Source organism: Burkholderia stabilis (assembly GCF_001742165.1).
Classification (GTDB): Bacteria; Pseudomonadota; Gammaproteobacteria; order Burkholderiales; family Burkholderiaceae; genus Burkholderia; species Burkholderia stabilis.
On sequence record NZ_CP016442.1, the window covers coordinates 442862 to 460692 of the forward strand.

The following is a 17831-nucleotide window of genomic DNA, read 5'->3' on the forward strand; positions in this document are numbered from 1 at the left end:
TTCACTTAAATACGGCTTAAACGCGCGAGTTCAAGCGGCCTGCGCATCAGGACTTCAAACCTTTCGCGACTGAAAGAAAATCGGCCGCGTGCCCCGCATTGCGTGTTCATGATAGGCCGAGGATGGCGACAATACGTTCCGTAAAACACGGCGTTGCGGGAATTTTTACAAAAAATCGCGAAGGCAATCGGTCGATTTCATTAAAATGCGCTGTCACGTCGCGGGAACGGATCGCCGCGCGGCGGGGTCTGTCGACGTGACAGCCGTTCACGAAGCACCCACTCTGATTCATTCGCCTGCATTTCCGCATGCGTCCGAGGGCGCAACGACCGCCCGCCATTCCGACATGCCAATTATCAAACGACCGCCTTCTTCTTCCGACAGGAACGAACCCCACTACACGCTGCGCCGCTCACCGTCCGGGGCCTATTACCCCGATGACGACGATCGCGACGACGACCGCCGCGCACAGCGCAGCGGCAGCGGCGGCGGCGGCCGTCGCACGTTCGGTTCGCGCGTCGCGCTGTGGTTCGCCGGCCTGTTCGTCACGCTCGCGATTGTCGGTGCGCTGATCGTCGGCTACGCGCTGGTCGTGATGGCGCCGCAACTGCCGTCGCTCGATGCGCTGACCAACTACCAGCCGAAGGTGCCGCTGCGCGTGTTCACGGCCGATCACGTGCTGATCGGCGAGTTCGGCGAGGAGCGCCGCAGCCTCGTGCGCTTCCAGGACATTCCGGACGTGATGAAGAAGGCCGTGCTCGCGATCGAGGACTACCGCTTCTACGAACACGGCGGCGTCGACTTCGTCGGCATCTTGCGGGCGGGCGTCGCTGATTTGATGCACGGCGGCGCACGCCAGGGCGCGAGCACGATCACGATGCAGGTCGCGCGCAACTTCTTCCTGTCGAGCGAGAAAACCTACACGCGCAAGATCTACGAGATGCTGCTCGCGTACAAGATCGAGAAGGCCCTGACGAAGGACCAGATCCTCGAGCTGTACATGAACCAGATCTATCTCGGCCAGCGCTCGTACGGCTTCGCGGCCGCCGCGCGCGTGTACTTCGGCAAGGACCTGAAGGACATCACGCTCGCGGAAGCGGCGATGCTCGCGGGGCTGCCGAAGGCGCCGTCCGCGTACAACCCGGTCGTCAATCCGAAGCGTGCGAAGGTGCGTCAGGAATACATCCTGAAGCGCATGCTCGAGGTCGGCTACATCACGCAGCCGCAGTACGACCAGGCCGTGAAGGAGGAGATCCACGTGCGCACGCCGGGCAACCAGTACGCGGTGCACGGTGAGTACGTCGCCGAGATGGTGCGGCAGATGATGTACCAGCAGTACAAGGACGAAACCTATACGCGCGGGCTGACCGTCACGACGACGATCAACTCGGCCGACCAGGAAGCCGCTTATCAGGCCGTGCGCCGCGGCATTCTCGACTACGAGCGCCGCCACGGCTATCGCGGGCCGGAAGCGTCGATCAACCTGCCCGCGGCCGGCGACGACCGCGACGAGGCGATCGACGATGCGCTCGCCGATCACCCGGACAACGGCGACCTGCAGTCGGCGGTCGTGCTGTCGGCGTCGCCGAACGCGGTCGAGGTGCAGTTCGTCGGCGGCGCGACGACGACGATCGGCCCGGCCGGGCTGCGCTTCGTGTCGGCCGCGCTCGGGCCCCGCGCGAACAACGCGCTGCGCATCAAGCCGGGCTCGATCGTGCGCGTACTGAAGGACGGCAAGACGGGCTGGCAGGTCGTGCAACTGCCGCAGGTCGAAGGCGCGCTCGTCGCGATCGCGCCTCAGGACGGCGCGATTCGCTCGCTCGTCGGCGGCTTCGACTTCAACAAGAGCAAGTTCAACCACGTGACGCAGGCATGGCGGCAGCCGGGCTCGTCGTTCAAGCCGTTCATCTACTCGGCGTCGCTCGACAAGGGCCTCGGGCCGGCGACGATGATCAACGACGCGCCGCTGTACTTCCCGCCGAGCGTGCCGGGCGGCACCGCGTGGGAGCCGAAGGACGACGACCAGCCTGACGGCCCGATGACGATGCGCACCGGCCTGCAGCGTTCGAAGAACCTCGTGTCGATCCGGATCCTCGCATCGATCGGCACGCAGTATGCGCAGCAGTACGTGACGCAGCGCTTCGGCTTCGATCCCGCGAAGACGCCGCCGTACCTGCCGATGGCGCTCGGCGCCGGCCTCGTGACGCCGCTGCAGCTCGCGACCGGCTACGCGGTGTTCGCGAACGGCGGCTACAAGGTCGATCCGTACCTGATCGCCGAAGTCGACGACGCGCGCGGCCAGCCGCTGCAGAAGTCGCAACCGGTGATCGCGGGCAGCACGGCGCCGCGCACGATCGAAGGCCGCAACGCGTACGTGATGAACAGCCTGCTGCACACGGTCGCGACGGCCGGCACGGGTGCGGGCACCAACGCGCTGGGCCGCAGCGACCTGCAGGGCAAGACGGGTACGACGAACGACGCGAAGGACGGCTGGTTCGCCGGTTATCAGCAGTCGCTCGTCGCGGTCGCGTGGATGGGCTTCGACCAGCCGAAGAGCCTCGGCAGCCGCGAATTCGGCGCGCAGCTTGCATTGCCGATCTGGGTGAATTACATGCGCACCGCGCTGAACGGCGTGCCCGAGCAGCAGATGCCGATGGCGGATGGGCTGACCTCGATCGACGGCGAGCTGTACTACGCCGATCGCACGCCGGGCAACGGCTTCGTCGCGAACGTCGACATCAACCCGACCGAGAATGCGATCAGCGCGAACGACGCGCTCGGCTCGGCCGGTGCGGCGGGACTCACGCCGCCGCCCGTCACGGCGCAGGAGAAGCAGCAGATCATGGACATGTTCGAGAACAAGTAAGCGATACGCTGCTGTTCAGACATGCGACGGGCGCCTTCGGGCGCCCGTTTTTTTTGCGCGTCGCCGAAAAGGGGCGCGGCGGAATCAGAACGACGCGCAGGCCGGCACGAGCGTGAGGCCGACCGATTCCTGATGGAACCGCGTCACATACGCCTGCCGGATCGCGGCAAGCCGCGCGCGCGTATCGGCGGTGTCATCGGCGACGATACGGATCACGAAGCTGTCTTCCCGCGTGATCCGGCCGGTCGCGCGGTCGCGCCACTGGCCGTGGGTGTCCCAGTAGGTGAGGCCGTCGGGGAAGCGCGGCGTGACCGTGTCGGCGAGGAACGCGGCGCGCTCCGCATCGGTGACGGGGCCGCGCCCCGCGATATCGCGCCCGAACAGCAGGTCGGCCTGCAGCATGCGGCTCTCGCCCGGCTGCGTGCAGGCCGGCTGCACGCCGACGACGGGCGACGGCGGCGTTGCGCAACCCGCGAGCAGCGCGATCGCCGCGGCGCCGACCAGGGCCCGCGCCCGGGGCCGCCACATCGCGGCCCATGACGGCCGCATCTGCTCATTTCGCGTCCGTCGGCCTTCGCGCGCGCAAAACGCTGCGCGTTCAATCACTTGCGTGCTCGTCCGGCGGGTTATCAACAGGGCTGTCAACATAATCTGGGGATAACCCTAAGTGTGTTGGCCGGTGTCCGGCGCGGGGTCAGTGCTGCAGTTTCGCGTGCGCGAGATGCATGCCGAGCGTGGCGGGATCGGTATTCGTGCCTGACAGCAGCACGCCCACGCGCTTGCCCTGCAGCGTTTCGCGCAGCGGGCCGAGCAGTGCGGCGAGCGCGGCCGCGCAAGCCGGCTCGACCGACAGCTTCAGGTGCGAGAACAGGAACAGCATCGCGGCGCGCAGCGCGTCGTCGGACACGGTGACGATGCGGTCGATGTGGCGCCGGCACAGCTGGTAGCTGTATTCCTCGGTATGCGGCGCCATCAGCGAATCGGCGATCGTCTGCATCGCGCTCATCTTGATCGTGTGATTCGCCGCGAAGCTGCGGCTCATCGCGTCGGCGCCTTCCGGCTCGACGCCGTACACGTGCACGCGCGGATTCGCGAGCCGCAGCGCGGTCGCCATGCCGGCTGCGAGCCCGCCGCCGCCGATCGGCACGATCACCGCGTCGAGGTCGGGCGTTTGCGTCGCCCATTCGTAGCCGAGCGTCGCGGTGCCGAGGATCGTGTGATAGCCGTTGAACGGATGGATGAAGAAGCGGCCTTCCTCGGCCTCGATCTTCCGCACGAGATCGAACGCCTGGGACGCGCTGCCCGCGAGCACGACTTCCGCGCGGTACTGCTTGCATTGCGCGATGCGCGTCGGGCTCGCGGTATGGAACATCACGACCTTCGCGCTGCTGCCGAGCCGCATGGCCGCATACGCGACGGCCGCCGCGTGATTGCCGGCCGACACGCAGGTGACGCCGGCATTCTTGCGCGCTTCGTCGAGCGCGAGCAGATGCGTGAATGCGCCGCGCGCCTTGAAGCTGCCGCTCACCTGCAGCAGCTCGAACTTGAAGTTGACGTGCGTGCCTTCGAGGGACGGCAGGTCGGCGCGTTCGAACACGGGCGTGCGTGCGACCCAGGGCGACAACGCGAAATGCTGCGCGGCGATTTCGTCGAGCGTTGGAATCGGCTCGCCGTCGATCGTCGGATGGGCAGTGCCCTGTTGTTCAGTCGACATGACGTGGCGGGTGGCGGAGTGGGCCGGCCCGCACACGTAGGCCGGCGTGGCGGGAGGCAGTCAGTGCGCGTCGACCGACATGCTGCGGATGAACTTGCGCAGGAACTGCTCGCAGCCGGCGAGCTGCGCGAGCTCGACATATTCGTTCGGCTTGTGCGCCTGCTCGATGTTGCCGGGCCCGCAGACGATGCTCGGAATGCCCGCGCGTTCGAACAGGCCGGCCTCGGTGCCGTACGCGACCTTGCGCTTGTCCTGGTCGGCCGTCAGCGCGCGCACGAGCTGCGTGATCGCGGCCTGTTCGGTCGCGTCGAGCCCGGGCGCCGCGGCGATCTTCGAGAACTCGATCGCGGCGTTGGGGTGCTCGCGAAGCATCTGCGGCAGCAGCGTTTCCCGTGCATACGCTTCGATGCGCGTGAAGATCTGTTCGGGATCGAGGGTCGGCAGGTTGCGGAACTCGAAGTCGAACCGGCATTCGGCCGGCACCGTGTTGATCGCGTTGCCACCCTGGATCGTGCTCGTTTGCGCGGTGGTGAACGGCACGTCGTACAGCGCGTCGAACGGGCCCTCGGCGCGGAAGCGGTCGGCGATGTCGCGGATGTGGCAAATGAGGCGCGCCGCATACTCGATCGCGTTCAGCCCCTTCGGCGTCAGCGACGAATGCGCGGCGTGGCCGCGTACGCAGCAGCGGTACGCGTTGATGCCCTTGTGCGCGATGATCGGGCGCATGCTGGTCGGCTCGCCGACGATGCAGCCGGACGGTTGCACGCCGCGCTTGACGAGGTCGGCGATCATCAGCGGCGCACCCGCGCAGCCGATCTCCTCGTCGTAGGACAGTGCGAAATGGATCGGCTTCGCGAGCTTCGTCGCCTGCATCTCGGGCAGGAGCGCGAGCGCCGTGCCGATGAAGCCCTTCATGTCGCAGGTGCCGCGGCCGTACAGGCGGCCGTCGCGGATCTCCGGCGCGAACGGGTTGCTGTCCCATTGCTGGCCGTCGACCGGCACGACGTCGGTGTGCCCCGACAGCACGATGCCGCCGTGGGTCGAGCCGTCATGCGCGGGCACGGTCGCGAACAGGTTCGCCCAGCCCTCGCGCGGATCGTGCGTGATCGTCGATGCAATGCCCTTCGCGGCGAGCGCGTCGCGCACCGTTTCGATCAGGCCGAGGTTCGGCACGCGGCTCGTCGTGTCCATCGATACCAGTTGCTTGATCCAGGGCAGGCTGACGAGCGATGCGTCGCCTTGGGTTGCAGCGGACGGCGCGGTCGCGTCGAGAGTGGACATGGCAAAACTCCGTCAGAGGAATGGGGAAATCATACTCAAAAACGCGTCGGCCCGCCTTCGCCGGGCGCAGTGCGGTGCAGCATCGCCGCGGCCGTCAGCGTGCCGGGGCAGCCGCTCCCTGCTTCGGGCTGAGCGCGCGCAGCGTTTCCTTGATCGTCGATACGCGGATCGCGAGATCGGGCGAGCGCGTTTCGATGCGCAGCTTGTCCTGGCCCGCGAGCTTGATGTGCCGGTGTTTCTGCACCATCTCGATGATCCGCATCGGATCGATCGGCGGGTTCGGCTCGAACTGCAGCCCGATCGCGACCTCGCTCGCGTCGATCTTCACGATACCGAGCGGCTTCGCGGCGATGCGCAGCCGGTGCGTCTCGACGAGCGCATGCGCCTGCGGCGGCAGCTTGCCGAAGCGGTCGATCAGCTCCTCCTGGATGCCGTCGATCGCGTCGCCGTGCTCGCAGTTCGCGAGGCGCTTGTACAGCGACAGCCGCTCCTGCACGTCCGCGCAGTAGTCGGCCGGCAGGATCGCGGGCGCATGCAGGTTGATTTCCGTCGTTGCGGCGAGCGGGGCGGTGAGGTCGGGCTCCTTGCCGTTCTTCAGCGCCTTCACCGCGTCGTTCAGCATGTCCGTGTAGAGCTGGAAGCCGATTTCGTGGATCTCGCCCGATTGCTTGTCGCCGAGCACCTCGCCGGTGCCGCGGATCTCGAGGTCGTGCATCGCGAGATAGAAGCCCGAGCCGAGTTCCTCCATCTGCTGGATCGCCTCGAGCCGGCGCTGCGCCTGCTTGGTCAGCGCCTGCGGATCGTGGACCAGCAGGTACGCATAGGCCTGGTGGTGCGATCGGCCGACGCGGCCGCGCAACTGGTGAAGCTGCGCGAGGCCGAATTTGTCCGAGCGGTGCATGATGATCGTGTTCGCACTCGGCACGTCGATGCCGGTCTCGATGATGGTCGTGCACAGCAGCACGTTCGCGCGCTGCCCGACGAAGTCGCGCATCACGCGCTCGAGCTCGCGCTCGTGCATCTGGCCGTGCGCGATCATGATGCGCGCCTCGGGCACGAGCGCCTCGAGCATCGCCTTGCGGTTCTCGATCGTCTCGACCTGGTTGTGCAGGAAATACACCTGGCCGCCGCGCTTCAGCTCGCGCAGCATCGCCTCGCGGATCACGCTTTCTTCCTCGCGGCGCACGAAGGTCTTGATCGCGAGCCGCTTCTGCGGCGCGGTCGCGATCACCGAGAAATCGCGCAAGCCCTCGAGCGCCATCCCGAGCGTGCGCGGAATTGGCGTCGCGGTGAGCGTCAGCACGTCGACTTCCGCGCGCAGCGCCTTCAGCGCTTCCTTCTGGCGCACGCCGAAACGGTGTTCCTCGTCGATGATGACGAGGCCGAGACGCTTGAACTGCACGTCCGACGACAGCAGCTTGTGCGTGCCGATCACGATGTCGACGCTGCCTTCGTTGATCTGCGCGATCGCCGCGCTCACTTCCTTCGCGGTCTTGAAGCGCGACAGCTCGACGATGCGCACCGGCCAGTCCGCGAAGCGGTCGGCGAAGGTCTGCGTGTGCTGCTCGGCGAGCAGCGTGGTCGGCGACAGTAGCGCGACCTGCTTGCCGCCCATCACCGCGATGAACGCGGCGCGCAGCGCGACCTCGGTCTTGCCGAAGCCGACGTCGCCGCACACGAGGCGGTCCATCGGCTTGCCGCTCGTCATGTCGCCGATCACGGCCGCGATCGCCGCGGCCTGGTCGGGCGTTTCCTCGAAGCCGAAGCTTTCCGCGAATTTCACGTAATCGCGCGGGTCGAGCGCAAACGCGTGGCCTTCGCGGGCCGCGCGGCGCGCATACAGGTTCAGCAGCTCGGCGGCCGTGTCGCGGATCTGCTGCGCGGCCTTGCGCTTCGCGCGCTCCCACTGGCCGGAGCCGAGCGCGTGCAGCGGTGCGCTGTCCGGATCGGCGCCGCTGTAGCGCGAGATCACGTGCAATTGCGCGACGGGCACGTAGAGCTTGCTGTCGCCCGAATATTCGAGATGCAGGAATTCGGTTTCGCCTTCGCCGAGATCCATCGACACGAGGCCCATGTAGCGGCCGATACCGTGCTGCGCATGGACGACCGGGTCGCCAACCTTCAGCTCCGACAGGTCACGCACCATCGCGTCGACGTTGCTGGCCTGTTCCTGCCGGCGGCGGCCCGCACGGCGGCCGAGCGCGCCGTACAGCTCGGTTTCGGTGACGATCGCGTAGCCTTCGCCCGGCACCGAGAAGCCGCTCGAGAGCGGTGCGACGCCGAGCGCGAAGCGTTCGTCGCTCGTGAGCCAGCCCGCGAAGTGGTCGTTCGACGCGGGGCGCAGGTGATGCTCGGCGAGCAGTTGCAGGATCGTCTCGCGGCGGCCGGCCGATTCGACGGTCAGCAGCACGCGCTTGCCGGAAGACTCGACGAACGTGCGCAGCGAAGCGAGCGGATCGTCGGCATGACGATCGACGGTGAGCTCGGGCAGCGCCGTCGCCCAGCCGCCGGCCGGCTGGGCAGGCAGCACGACGCGCGCGAACGGCTTCGCGAAGGCGAAGAAATCCTCGTCGGACAGGAACAGGCGCTGCGGCTCGAGGATCGGCCGCTCGCGGTCGTGCGACAGGAACGCGTGGCGCTGCTTCGTGTCGGCCGTGAAGCGGCGGATCGACGCTTCGAGGTCGCCGGTGAACACGAGGTGCGCGTCCTGCGGCAGGTAGTGGAACAGCGTGGCCGTCTCGTCGAAGAAGAGCGGCAGGTAATACTCGATACCGGCCGACGGCACGCCGTTGCCGATGTCCTTGTAGATCGGCGCGCGGCTCGGGTCGCCTTCGAAGGTTTCGCGCCAGCGGCTGCGGAACGCGGTGCGCGCGGCTTCGTCGAACGGAAACTCGCGGCCGGGCAAGAGGCGCACGTCGCGCACCGGATACAGGCTGCGCTGGGTATCGGGGTCGAACGCGCGGATCGAGTCGACCTGGTCGTCGAACAGGTCGATCCGGTACGGCAGCGGCGAGCCCATCGGGTACAGGTCGATCAGCGAGCCGCGCACGCAATATTCGCCGGGCCGCACGACCTGGCTCACGTGCTCGTAGCCGGCCAGCGTGAGCTGCGCCTTCAGCTTCGCCTCGTCGAGCCGCTCGCCCTGCGCGAATGCGAACGTGTACGCGGCCATGAACGAGGCCGGCGGCATCCGGTACAGCGCGGTGGTCGCGGGCACGAGCAGGATGTCGCAGCGGCCTTCGCCGAGATCGTGCAGTGTCGCGAGACGCTCGGACACGAGATCCTGGTGCGGCGAGAACGTGTCGTACGGCAGCGTTTCCCAGTCCGGCAGCAGGCGCACGCGGGCATCGGGCGAGAAGTAGCCGATTTCCTGCGAGAGCCGCTGCGCGTCGACCGCGTTGGCGCAGATCACCGCGAGGAGCGGCACGTCCTGGCGGTTGTCGGCAAGATAACGGGCGATGGCGAGCGCGTCGGCGGAACCATGCGCGCCGTCGAAGGCGAAACGCTGGCCGGTTTTGACGCGGGCAACGGGCGAGGCTGACGGGTTGGAAGCGTTATCTGGCATAGGGACGGCAGGGGTGGCGTGCACGGGCGCATCGCGGTGCGCCGGTCGAGACGAAAGACCTATTATAAAATCCGCTTCTCGATTTCATCTTACCGGCGTTTCCTTTCGTGACTCCCCGACTTTTCGCCCTGATTCCCTGTGCCGGCACGGGCAGCCGCTCCGGCTCGGCCGTGCCGAAGCAATACCGTACGCTCGCCGGGCGCGCGCTCCTGCATTACACGCTCGCCGCGTTCGACGCGTGCAGCGAATTCGCGCAGACGCTCGTCGTGCTCGCGCCCGACGATACCCATTTCGACGCGCGCCGCTTCGCCGGCCTGCGCTTCGCGGTGCGCCGCTGCGGCGGCGGCTCGCGGCAGGCGTCGGTGCTGAACGGGCTGCTCGAGCTGGCCGAATTCGGCGCGACCGACCAAGACTGGGTGCTGGTGCACGACGCCGCGCGCCCGGGCATCACGCCGGAGCTGATCCGCACGCTCGTCGCGACGCTGAAGGACGACCCGGTCGGCGGCATCGTCGCGCTGCCGGTGGCCGATACCCTCAAGCGCGTGCCGGCCGGCGGCGACGCGATCGCGCGTACCGAATCGCGCGACGCGCTGTGGCAGGCGCAGACGCCGCAGATGTTCCGCATCGGCATGCTGCGCGAGGCGATCCTGCGCGCGCAGCGCGAAGGGCACGACCTGACCGACGAAGCGAGCGCGATCGAATGGGCCGGCCATACGCCGCGCGTCGTGCAGGGCAGCCTGCGCAACTTCAAGGTCACGTACCCGGAAGATTTCGCGCTCGCGGAAGCGATCCTCGCGCGTCCCGCGAACGCTTCCTGACTTTTACCCCATCTCAATCGGAACACGCATGGATTTCAGAATCGGACAAGGCTACGACGTGCACCAGCTCGTCCCGGGGCGCCCCCTCATCATCGGCGGCGTGACGATTCCGTACGAGCGCGGCCTGCTCGGCCACTCGGACGCGGACGTGCTGCTGCACGCGATCACCGACGCGCTGTTCGGCGCGGCGGCGCTCGGCGACATCGGCCGCCATTTCTCCGATACGGACGCGGCGTTCAAGGGTGCGGACAGCCGCGTGCTGCTGCGCGAGTGCGTCGCACGCGTGAAGGCAGCCGGCTTCACGATCCAGAACGTCGACAGCACCGTGATCGCGCAGGCGCCGAAGCTCGCGCCGCATATCGACGGAATGCGCGCGAACATCGCGGCCGATCTCGGGCTGCCGCTCGATCGCGTGAACGTGAAGGCGAAGACCAACGAGAAGCTCGGTTATCTCGGCCGCGGCGAGGGCATCGAGGCGCAGGCCGCCGCGCTGCTGGTCAGGCAGGGCGGCTGACGTGCCGCCCATGCGGCGCACGGTTCGTCGGGCGCCGCCGCGATGAAAGAAACAATGAAAAATGCCACGCATTCGCGTGGCATTTTCGTTTGCAGCGGCCGGCCCGGCTTGCCGCCGGGCACATGATCCAACCGCTTATTCGCCTTCGGCGGCGATCACCTGCGCGGCGGCATTGATCACCGACGCGATGCGGCCGACGTCGCGCAGTTGCGTGACGGTCATCCCTTGCTCGTTCTTCAGCAGCGCATAGTGCGACTTCACGCAGAAGTGGCACTTGCCGACGATCGACGCGGCGAGCGCGTACATCTCGAACTTGCGCTTGTCGACGCCGCCGTGCGTGGCATACGCACCCATGCGCAGCTCGGCGCGCTGGGTCTTCAGGTCGGCGTCGTCGGCCATCTCGACATACGGATACCAGGTGTTGTTCATCCCCATCAGCGCGGCCGCCGTCAGCACGGCGTTCGTCTCTTCGGGCGACAGCACGCCGGCTTCGCGGATCGTCTTCACGAGCACGGTGCTCTTCGCCGCGATGGCCGCCGCCAGCGCGACGCCGACCGCGTCGGTGCCTTCGAGCGACGAGCGCGAGATCGTGCCGTCGAGGTTCAGGCGAATGTCCTTCGCGTAGTCGGGGATACGTGCCTTAATCGAGTCGATGAATTCCATTGATATCTCCTATGGGTTGGCCGTTAAAAAAGCCCGCAGGCAGGACGTGCGCCGCGGGCTTCGTGCATCGATGCGCTTACAGCGTTGCGCCGCCGACTGCACGGTTGCACGGGCACAGTTCGTCCGTTTGCAGGCCGTCCAGAATGCGCAGGACTTCTTCCGGGCTACGGCCGACGTTCAGGTTGTTCACCGAAACGTGCTGGATCGTGTTGTCCGGATCGACGATGAACGTTGCACGCAGGGCCACGCCGGCTTCCTTGTCGCGCACGCCGAGCTGGTCGATCAGCTCGCCCTTGACGTCGCCGAACGAGTAGTGGTTCAGCTTGTCGAGGTCCTTGTGCTCACGGCGCCATGCGAGCTTGACGAATTCGTTGTCCGAGCTGCCGCCCAGCAGGATGGCATCGCGCTCTTCGAACTGCTTCGTGAGCTTCGCGAATTCGACGATTTCCGTCGGGCACACGAACGTGAAATCCTTCGGATAGAAGTAGATGATCTTCCACTTGCCCGGGAACGACGCTTCGGTGACGGTCTCGAACGCCGACTGGCCGTTTTCCTCGTGATTATTGAAGCCCGGCTTCGCGGCTACGACGGTGAAAGCTTCGAGTTTATCGCCCACGGTTTTCATGCGGATACTCCTGTATGAGTTGGGAAGAAGACTGAGTCAAGCTACCTCGGTGCTGCAACGATGATGTGACAGCATGGGCACGACTATAACACTATTAATAAAACACTTCAATAGATTTTAGCTAACGATCTTCATAGTTTTTTTCAACTGGATCGATAGTGTGAAGGGGGAAGGGCGTGCGCGAGCGCGTCACGCCGTCGCACGCGTCTTGCCGGCGCCGGGGAATTCGAGCGTGACTTCGAGGCCCGCTTCCGGGTTGCGGTTGCGCAGGCGCAGCGCGCCGCGATAGCGGCCGACGAGGCGCAGCACGATCGCCATCCCGAGGCCCGTGCCGTCCGCCTTGGTGCGCGCGGTGTCGACACGGTAGAACGGCCGCATCACGAGCGGCAGTTGATCCTCGGGGATGCCGGGGCCTTCGTCGCTCACCGACAGCTCGACGCGCGCGTGCGACACGCGCGTCTCGAGCGTGATGCGCGAGATGCCGTCCTGCTTGCTCTGGCCGTATTTGCGCGCGTTCTCGACGAGGTTGCCGATCACGCGGCGCATGTCGGTCTCGTCGGCTTCGATGATCGCGTTCTGCGCCAGCCGTGTGCGGATCTCGACGCCGTCCTCGCCCGACGCGCGCGCGGCGACTTCCTGCGCGATCGACGACAGGTCGACGGGCTCGGGCTTGCGTTGCGTGGGGCGCGCGTAGTCGATGAAGGCCGCGATGATGCGATCCATCTGCTCGATATCGTCGACCATCGCGTCCTTGGTCGCCTGGTCGGACGGGCTCATCTCGGTTTCGAGCCGCAGCCGCGCGAGCGGCGTGCGCAGGTCGTGCGAGATGCCCGCGAGCATCAGCGCGCGATCGGCCTCGAGCTGTTCGAGGTCGCGCACCATCTGGTTGAAGCTGCGGTTGGTCTCGGCAGCGACGCCCATCCCCCGCTCGGGTAGCGGCTCGGGCGTCTGGCCCGAACCGATCTGGCGCGCGGCGAGTGACAGCCGTGAGAACGGCCGGTTCACGAGGCTCGTGATGAACGCGGAGCCGAACAGCGACAGCGCGAGCGCGAACAGGCCCCAGCCGGCCCATTGCAGGCCCGTGACGTTGTCGAGCTGGTCGCGATCGAGTGCGACCCAGTAATCGTCGTCGTCGATCTTGAAGCTGATCCATACGCCCGGAATGTCGTTGACCGACTGCGCGATCACGGTATCGTCGCCGAGGCGGCTGCGGATGTCGTGCTCGATCAGGCGGTTCAGCGATTCGTCGGGCTGCAGCTTGAATTTGTCGGTTTTTTCGCGCGGGTAAACGCGCACGCCCTCGTTGCTCTCCAGATCCTGCAGCAGCGCGCGCCGCAGATCGGGATCGGAATAGAGCAGGGCGGTGCGCGTGAGCTTCACGATCGCGACGAGCTGCAGCGCGACGCGCTGCGCGCGCGGCTCGCGCTCGATTACGCGAAAGCTCTGGAACCACGCGGCGAGACTGACCGAGATCAGCAGCGCGATCAGCAGGAAGGTGCGCCAGAACAGCCCGCCGAACGCGAGCTGCAGGAGGCGCCGGTCGATACGCATGGGACGGGCCGTGGGCGGGCGAAACCGGAGAAGAAAAAGATCAGGCGGCGCCGTCCGGGATGAACACGTAGCCGAGGCCCCAGACGGTCTGGATGAAACGCGGGCTGCCCGGATCCGGTTCGATCAGCTTGCGCAGGCGCGAGATCTGTACGTCGAGGCTGCGGTCGAACACTTCGTATTCACGGCCGCGTGCGAGCTCCATCAGCTTCTCGCGCGACAGCGGCTGGCGCGGATGGCGTGCGAACACCTTCAGCACCGAGAATTCGCCGGTCGTCAGCGGGATTTCCTGGCCGGACTTCGTCAGCGTGCGGGTGGCGAGGTTCAGCGAGAACTCGCCGAACTCGAACACCTCGGTGGTTTCCGACGGCGCGCCCGGCAGTTCGGCCGGCGCCTGGCGGCGCAGCACCGCGTGAATGCGCGCGACGAGCTCGCGCGGGTTGAACGGCTTCGGCAGGTAATCGTCGGCGCCCATCTCGAGGCCGACGATGCGATCGACGTCCTCGCCCTTCGCGGTGAGCATGATGATCGGCGTGCGGTCGTTGCTGCCGCGCAGGCGGCGGCAGATCGACAGGCCGTCTTCGCCCGGCAGCATCAGGTCGAGCACGAGCAGGTCGAAACGCTCGCGTACCCAGAGCTTGTTCATCGCGGTCGCGTTCTCCGCGACGTATACGTTGAAACCCTGCTCGCCGAGATAGCGGCGCAGCAGATCGCGCAAGCGCGGGTCGTCGTCGACGACGAGAATCTTGGAGGGGTTTTTCGTTTCCATGAACGGCATCTTATCGCGAATGGGAATTGACGCACGGTCGCGTATTTTCACGCGTTACAGTCGGTTACAAAATTTACCCGTAGTGTCGTGCGGAGTAAAGGCAGGCTATAGAGATTCCTTTACTCGAAACCGAAATTCGGTAGATACTCCCCTGCACTCCATCTTTCATCTTTGCACACCCGAATTCCGCAGGGTTTTTCAAGTACCAGAGGTAGCCGGTTGCCGCGTGACGAAGGGAACAAATCGACCAAAGAAGCGAGGACGGTCATGCGATCTGCCCGGATTGCACTGATGCTGACGATCGCGCTTGCCGGTCCATATGCGTCGAACTTCGCGTATGCGCAGCGCCCCGAGCAGGGCGCACCGTCGCGCAAGCTGCCGCGCGGCAAAGCGCCGCAGTCCGATCGTGCCGCCGAGACGCCGATCCGTTCCGCCGTGCCTCCCGATCTCGAACAGCACCGCCGCGACGGGCACATGACGCCCGAAGAACGCCACCTTCTGCGCCAGCACATCGAAGACGCCGTTCGCGAGCTGTACAAGCGCTGACACGCGCCGTCTTTCGCATTGCGCGAAAATCACCACGCAGAAAAAATTCGTAGCACTTTTTCGGTCAACTTGCGCCCGCCGCATGCCGTTGTATCGGCATCCGCACCGCCGGTGCGTTCCGGGAGTCCGTCACGATGAAAGCGAACGCTGCCGTACCGGCGCCGTCGCCCGCCATGCAGTCGCCGCTCGACGCCGACGATGCACTGTTTTTCCTGAGCCGCACGGGTTTTTCTCCCGCTCCCGCGGATGTCGCGCGGGTCGTCGGCATGACGCGTGCGCAGGTCGTTGCCGACACGCTCGGCAGCGTGCGCCGCGAACCCGTCACGCAATGGCCCGACTGGATCGGCGAGCTGCCGCCGACGCGCGCGCAGCGTCAGGCGCTGACGCCCGACATGCGGCGCGACGAGCAGAACGAGCGCAATCGCCGCTACGATGCGCTGCGCGCAGCCTGGATCAACGAGATGGTCGTGACGCCGTCGCCGCTGACCGAGCGCATGACGCTGTTCTGGCACGGGCACTTCACGTCGGGGCAGGACAAGGTGCCTTATCCGCAGACGATGGCCGCGCAGAACGCGCTCTTTCGCCGCGAGGCGCTCGGCAATTTCGGCACGCTGCTGCATGCGGTCGCGAAGGATCCGGCGATGCTGCAGTATCTCGACGGCGCGAGCAATCGCAAGGGGCGGCCGAACGAGAATTTCGCGCGCGAGGTGATGGAGCTGTTCACGCTCGGCGAAGGGCATTACACGCAGTACGACGTGACGGAAGCCGCCCGCGCAATGACCGGCTGGACGATCGATCCCGATACGCTGCGCTTCCAGGTGCGGCCGGAATGGCACGATGCGGGCGACAAGACGATCCTCGGCGAAACCGGGCCGTTCGACGGCGACGGTTTTCTCGACATCCTGCTGAAGCGGCCGGGTACCGCGCGCTTCATCGTCGGCAAGCTGTGGCGTGAGTTCGTGTCCGATACGCCCGACGCGGGCGTGCTCGATGCCGTCGCCGAACGGTTCCGCGCGAGCGGCTACGACGTTCGCGCGGCGCTCGCCGCGCTGTGGTCGACCGATGCGTTCTGGGATCCGCGCAACCGCGGCGTGCTCGTCAAGTCGCCGGCGGAATTCGTCGTCGGGTCGGTGCGGCTGTTCGACGTCGCGTACGGCGATCCGCAGATGCTCGCGAACACCGTGCGCACGCTCGGGCAGAACCTGTTCTACCCGCCGAACGTGAAGGGCTGGCCGGGCGGCGCGCTGTGGATCAACAGCACGACGCTGCTCGCGCGCAAGCAGTTCGTCGAGCAGCTGTTCCGCGCGACGGAGACGGCCGGCATGCGGCCGGCGGCGCATGCGATGGCGGGGCCGCCGAATGTCCGGGCGCACGCGATACCGGTGGCCGATACGGCATCCGCCGCGGGTATGCGCGGCGCGCCGGCCAAGCCCGCCCGCGGCGGCCTGCGTTTCGACCTCGAACGCTGGCTTGCGCAATATCGCGCGCGCCCGCAGGCGATCGCGGGATTGTCGACCGAGCTTCAGCTGCAGCATGCGGTGCTGCCGGTGTCGCCGGTCGCGGCGATCGACACGGATTCGACCGGCAGCGCGTATCTCGAGGCGTTGCTGATGGATCCCGCCTATCAACTGAAATGATGCAAACAACGACGAATCGGTGCGCCGGTGAAGCAAAGGTGCCGGGCGGCCAATCAAAGGATGCGCGATGAACCGACGTGATTTTCTGACGCTGACGGGCGCCGCGGCCGCGGCCGGCGTGTCGATGTGGCAGCAGCCCGCGCTGGCGGCGACGCCGGCGGGGCGGCAACCGGCGACGGGTTATGCGAACGTGCTGATCCTCGTCGAGCTGAAGGGCGGCAACGATGGCCTCAACACGGTGGTGCCGTACGCCGATCCGCTGTACTACCCGTTCCGGCGCAGTATCGGCATCAAGCGCGAGCAGGTGCTGCAGCTCGACGCACACACGGGGCTGCACCCGTCGCTCGCGCCGCTGATGCCGCTGTGGCGCGACGGGCAGGTCGCGGTCGTGCAGGGCGTCGGTTATCCGCAGCCAAACCTGTCGCATTTCCGCTCGATCGAGATCTGGGATACCGCATCGCGTTCGGACCAGTACCTGCACGAAGGCTGGCTCACGCGCGCGTTCGCGCAGGCGCCCGTGCCGCCCGGTTTCGCGGCGGACGGCGTCGTGCTCGGCAGCGCCGAGATGGGGCCGCTCGCGAACGGCGCGCGCGCGATCGCGCTCGTCAATCCCGCGCAGTTCATCCGTGCGGCGCGGCTCGCCGAGCCGTCGTCGCTGCGCGAACAGAACCCGGCGCTCGCGCACATCATCGACGTCGAGAACGACATCGTGAAGGCGGCCGACCGGCTGCGCCCGCGCGGCGGGATGCGGGAATTCCGGACGGCGTTTCCGGCGGGTGCGTTCGGCACGTCGGTCAAGACCGCGATGCAGGTGCTGGCCGCGTGCGAAGCGTCCGGGCCCGGTGCGCAGGACGGCGTCGCGGTGCTGCGCCTGACGCTCAACGGTTTCGACACGCACCAGAACCAGCCGGGGCAGCAGGCCGCGCTGCTCAAGCAGTTCGCGGAAGGGATGAGCGCGATGCGCGGTGCGTTGATCGAACTCGGGCGCTGGAACCAGACGCTCGTGATGACGTATGCGGAATTCGGGCGGCGCGTGCGCGAGAACCAGAGCAACGGCACCGATCACGGCACGGCCGCGCCGCATTTCGTGATGGGCGGCCGGGTGGCCGGTGGGCTGTACGGCGCGCCGCCGGCGCTCGGGCGGCTCGACGGCAACGGCAACCTGCCGGTCGCGGTCGATTTCCGCCAGCTCTACGCGACCGTGCTCGGGCCGTGGTGGGGACTCGATGCGACGCGCGTGTTGCAGCAGCGCTTCGACACGCTGCCGCTGCTGAAGGCGTGATGC

14 protein-coding genes are annotated in these 17831 nt (G+C 66.9%); 6 read left to right on the forward strand and 8 right to left on the reverse strand.

Translation table 11 applies throughout. The features are described 5' to 3' along the window. Positions 1 to 346: 346 nt before the first annotated feature. Entirely contained in the window at positions 347 to 2866 is a 2520-nt protein-coding gene (locus BBJ41_RS02190; protein ID WP_069745124.1) for a penicillin-binding protein 1A, read from the forward strand. A gap of 84 nt (positions 2867 to 2950) precedes the next feature. On the opposite strand, the gene BBJ41_RS02195 is transcribed toward BBJ41_RS02190, so the two are convergent. The 4 genes from BBJ41_RS02195 to mfd all read right to left on the reverse strand — a co-directional run bounded on the left by BBJ41_RS02195 (position 2951) and on the right by mfd (position 9426). After that, the gene (locus BBJ41_RS02195) at positions 2951 to 3415 is read right to left on the reverse strand and encodes a DUF3574 domain-containing protein (RefSeq protein ID WP_236872046.1); all 465 of its coding nucleotides are present in this window, start codon (positions 3413 to 3415) and stop codon (positions 2951 to 2953) included. Between the two features lie 145 nt (positions 3416 to 3560). Beyond that, positions 3561 to 4580, reverse strand: coding sequence for a threonine/serine dehydratase (locus tag BBJ41_RS02200; RefSeq protein WP_069745125.1), 1020 nt, complete (start codon positions 4578 to 4580; stop codon positions 3561 to 3563). A 60-nt stretch (positions 4581 to 4640) separates the two neighbouring features. After that, positions 4641 to 5861: an acetylornithine deacetylase gene (argE, locus tag BBJ41_RS02205; protein ID WP_069745126.1), complete on the reverse strand. Its 1221-nt coding sequence runs from the start codon at positions 5859 to 5861 to the stop codon at positions 4641 to 4643. A 94-nt stretch (positions 5862 to 5955) separates the two neighbouring features. After that, a complete protein-coding gene (gene mfd / locus BBJ41_RS02210; RefSeq protein ID WP_069745127.1) occupies positions 5956 to 9426 on the reverse strand; it encodes a transcription-repair coupling factor in 3471 nt (1156 codons plus the stop codon). Positions 9427 to 9533: 107 nt separating this feature from the next. Between mfd and ispD the strand changes: the two genes are divergently transcribed. Together ispD and ispF are read left to right on the forward strand one after the other, a co-directional pair. After that, entirely contained in the window at positions 9534 to 10244 is a 711-nt protein-coding gene (ispD, locus tag BBJ41_RS02215; RefSeq protein ID WP_069745128.1) for a 2-C-methyl-D-erythritol 4-phosphate cytidylyltransferase, read from the forward strand. A gap of 28 nt (positions 10245 to 10272) precedes the next feature. Next, entirely contained in the window at positions 10273 to 10758 is a 486-nt protein-coding gene (gene ispF / locus BBJ41_RS02220) for a 2-C-methyl-D-erythritol 2,4-cyclodiphosphate synthase (RefSeq protein WP_069745129.1), read from the forward strand. A gap of 135 nt (positions 10759 to 10893) precedes the next feature. On the opposite strand, the gene BBJ41_RS02225 is transcribed toward ispF, so the two are convergent. The 4 genes from BBJ41_RS02225 to ompR all read right to left on the reverse strand — a co-directional run bounded on the left by BBJ41_RS02225 (position 10894) and on the right by ompR (position 14372). Next, a complete protein-coding gene (locus BBJ41_RS02225) occupies positions 10894 to 11421 on the reverse strand; it encodes a carboxymuconolactone decarboxylase family protein (protein WP_006478562.1) in 528 nt (175 codons plus the stop codon). Between the two features lie 76 nt (positions 11422 to 11497). Further along, positions 11498 to 12046, reverse strand: a complete 549-nt coding sequence (locus BBJ41_RS02230) for a peroxiredoxin (protein ID WP_034181176.1) — start codon at positions 12044 to 12046, stop codon at positions 11498 to 11500. A gap of 189 nt (positions 12047 to 12235) precedes the next feature. Next, positions 12236 to 13597, reverse strand: a complete 1362-nt coding sequence (locus BBJ41_RS02235; protein WP_069745130.1) for an ATP-binding protein — start codon at positions 13595 to 13597, stop codon at positions 12236 to 12238. Positions 13598 to 13637: 40 nt separating this feature from the next. Continuing rightward, the gene (gene ompR / locus BBJ41_RS02240) at positions 13638 to 14372 is read right to left on the reverse strand and encodes an osmolarity response regulator transcription factor OmpR (RefSeq protein ID WP_370542727.1); all 735 of its coding nucleotides are present in this window, start codon (positions 14370 to 14372) and stop codon (positions 13638 to 13640) included. 258 nt (positions 14373 to 14630) lie between these two features. Between ompR and BBJ41_RS02245 the strand changes: the two genes are divergently transcribed. The 3 genes from BBJ41_RS02245 (at position 14631) to BBJ41_RS02255 (ending at position 17828) form a co-directional block, all read left to right on the forward strand. Further along, positions 14631 to 14909 carry a hypothetical protein gene (locus BBJ41_RS02245; protein ID WP_069745131.1) on the forward strand — a complete coding sequence of 93 codons (279 nt, stop codon included), beginning with the start codon at positions 14631 to 14633 and terminating at the stop codon, positions 14907 to 14909. A gap of 134 nt (positions 14910 to 15043) precedes the next feature. Further along, positions 15044 to 16546, forward strand: coding sequence for a DUF1800 domain-containing protein (locus BBJ41_RS02250; protein ID WP_069745132.1), 1503 nt, complete (start codon positions 15044 to 15046; stop codon positions 16544 to 16546). Between the two features lie 67 nt (positions 16547 to 16613). After that, positions 16614 to 17828 carry a DUF1501 domain-containing protein gene (locus BBJ41_RS02255; protein ID WP_069745133.1) on the forward strand — a complete coding sequence of 405 codons (1215 nt, stop codon included), beginning with the start codon at positions 16614 to 16616 and terminating at the stop codon, positions 17826 to 17828. Positions 17829 to 17831: the final 3 nt, after the last annotated feature.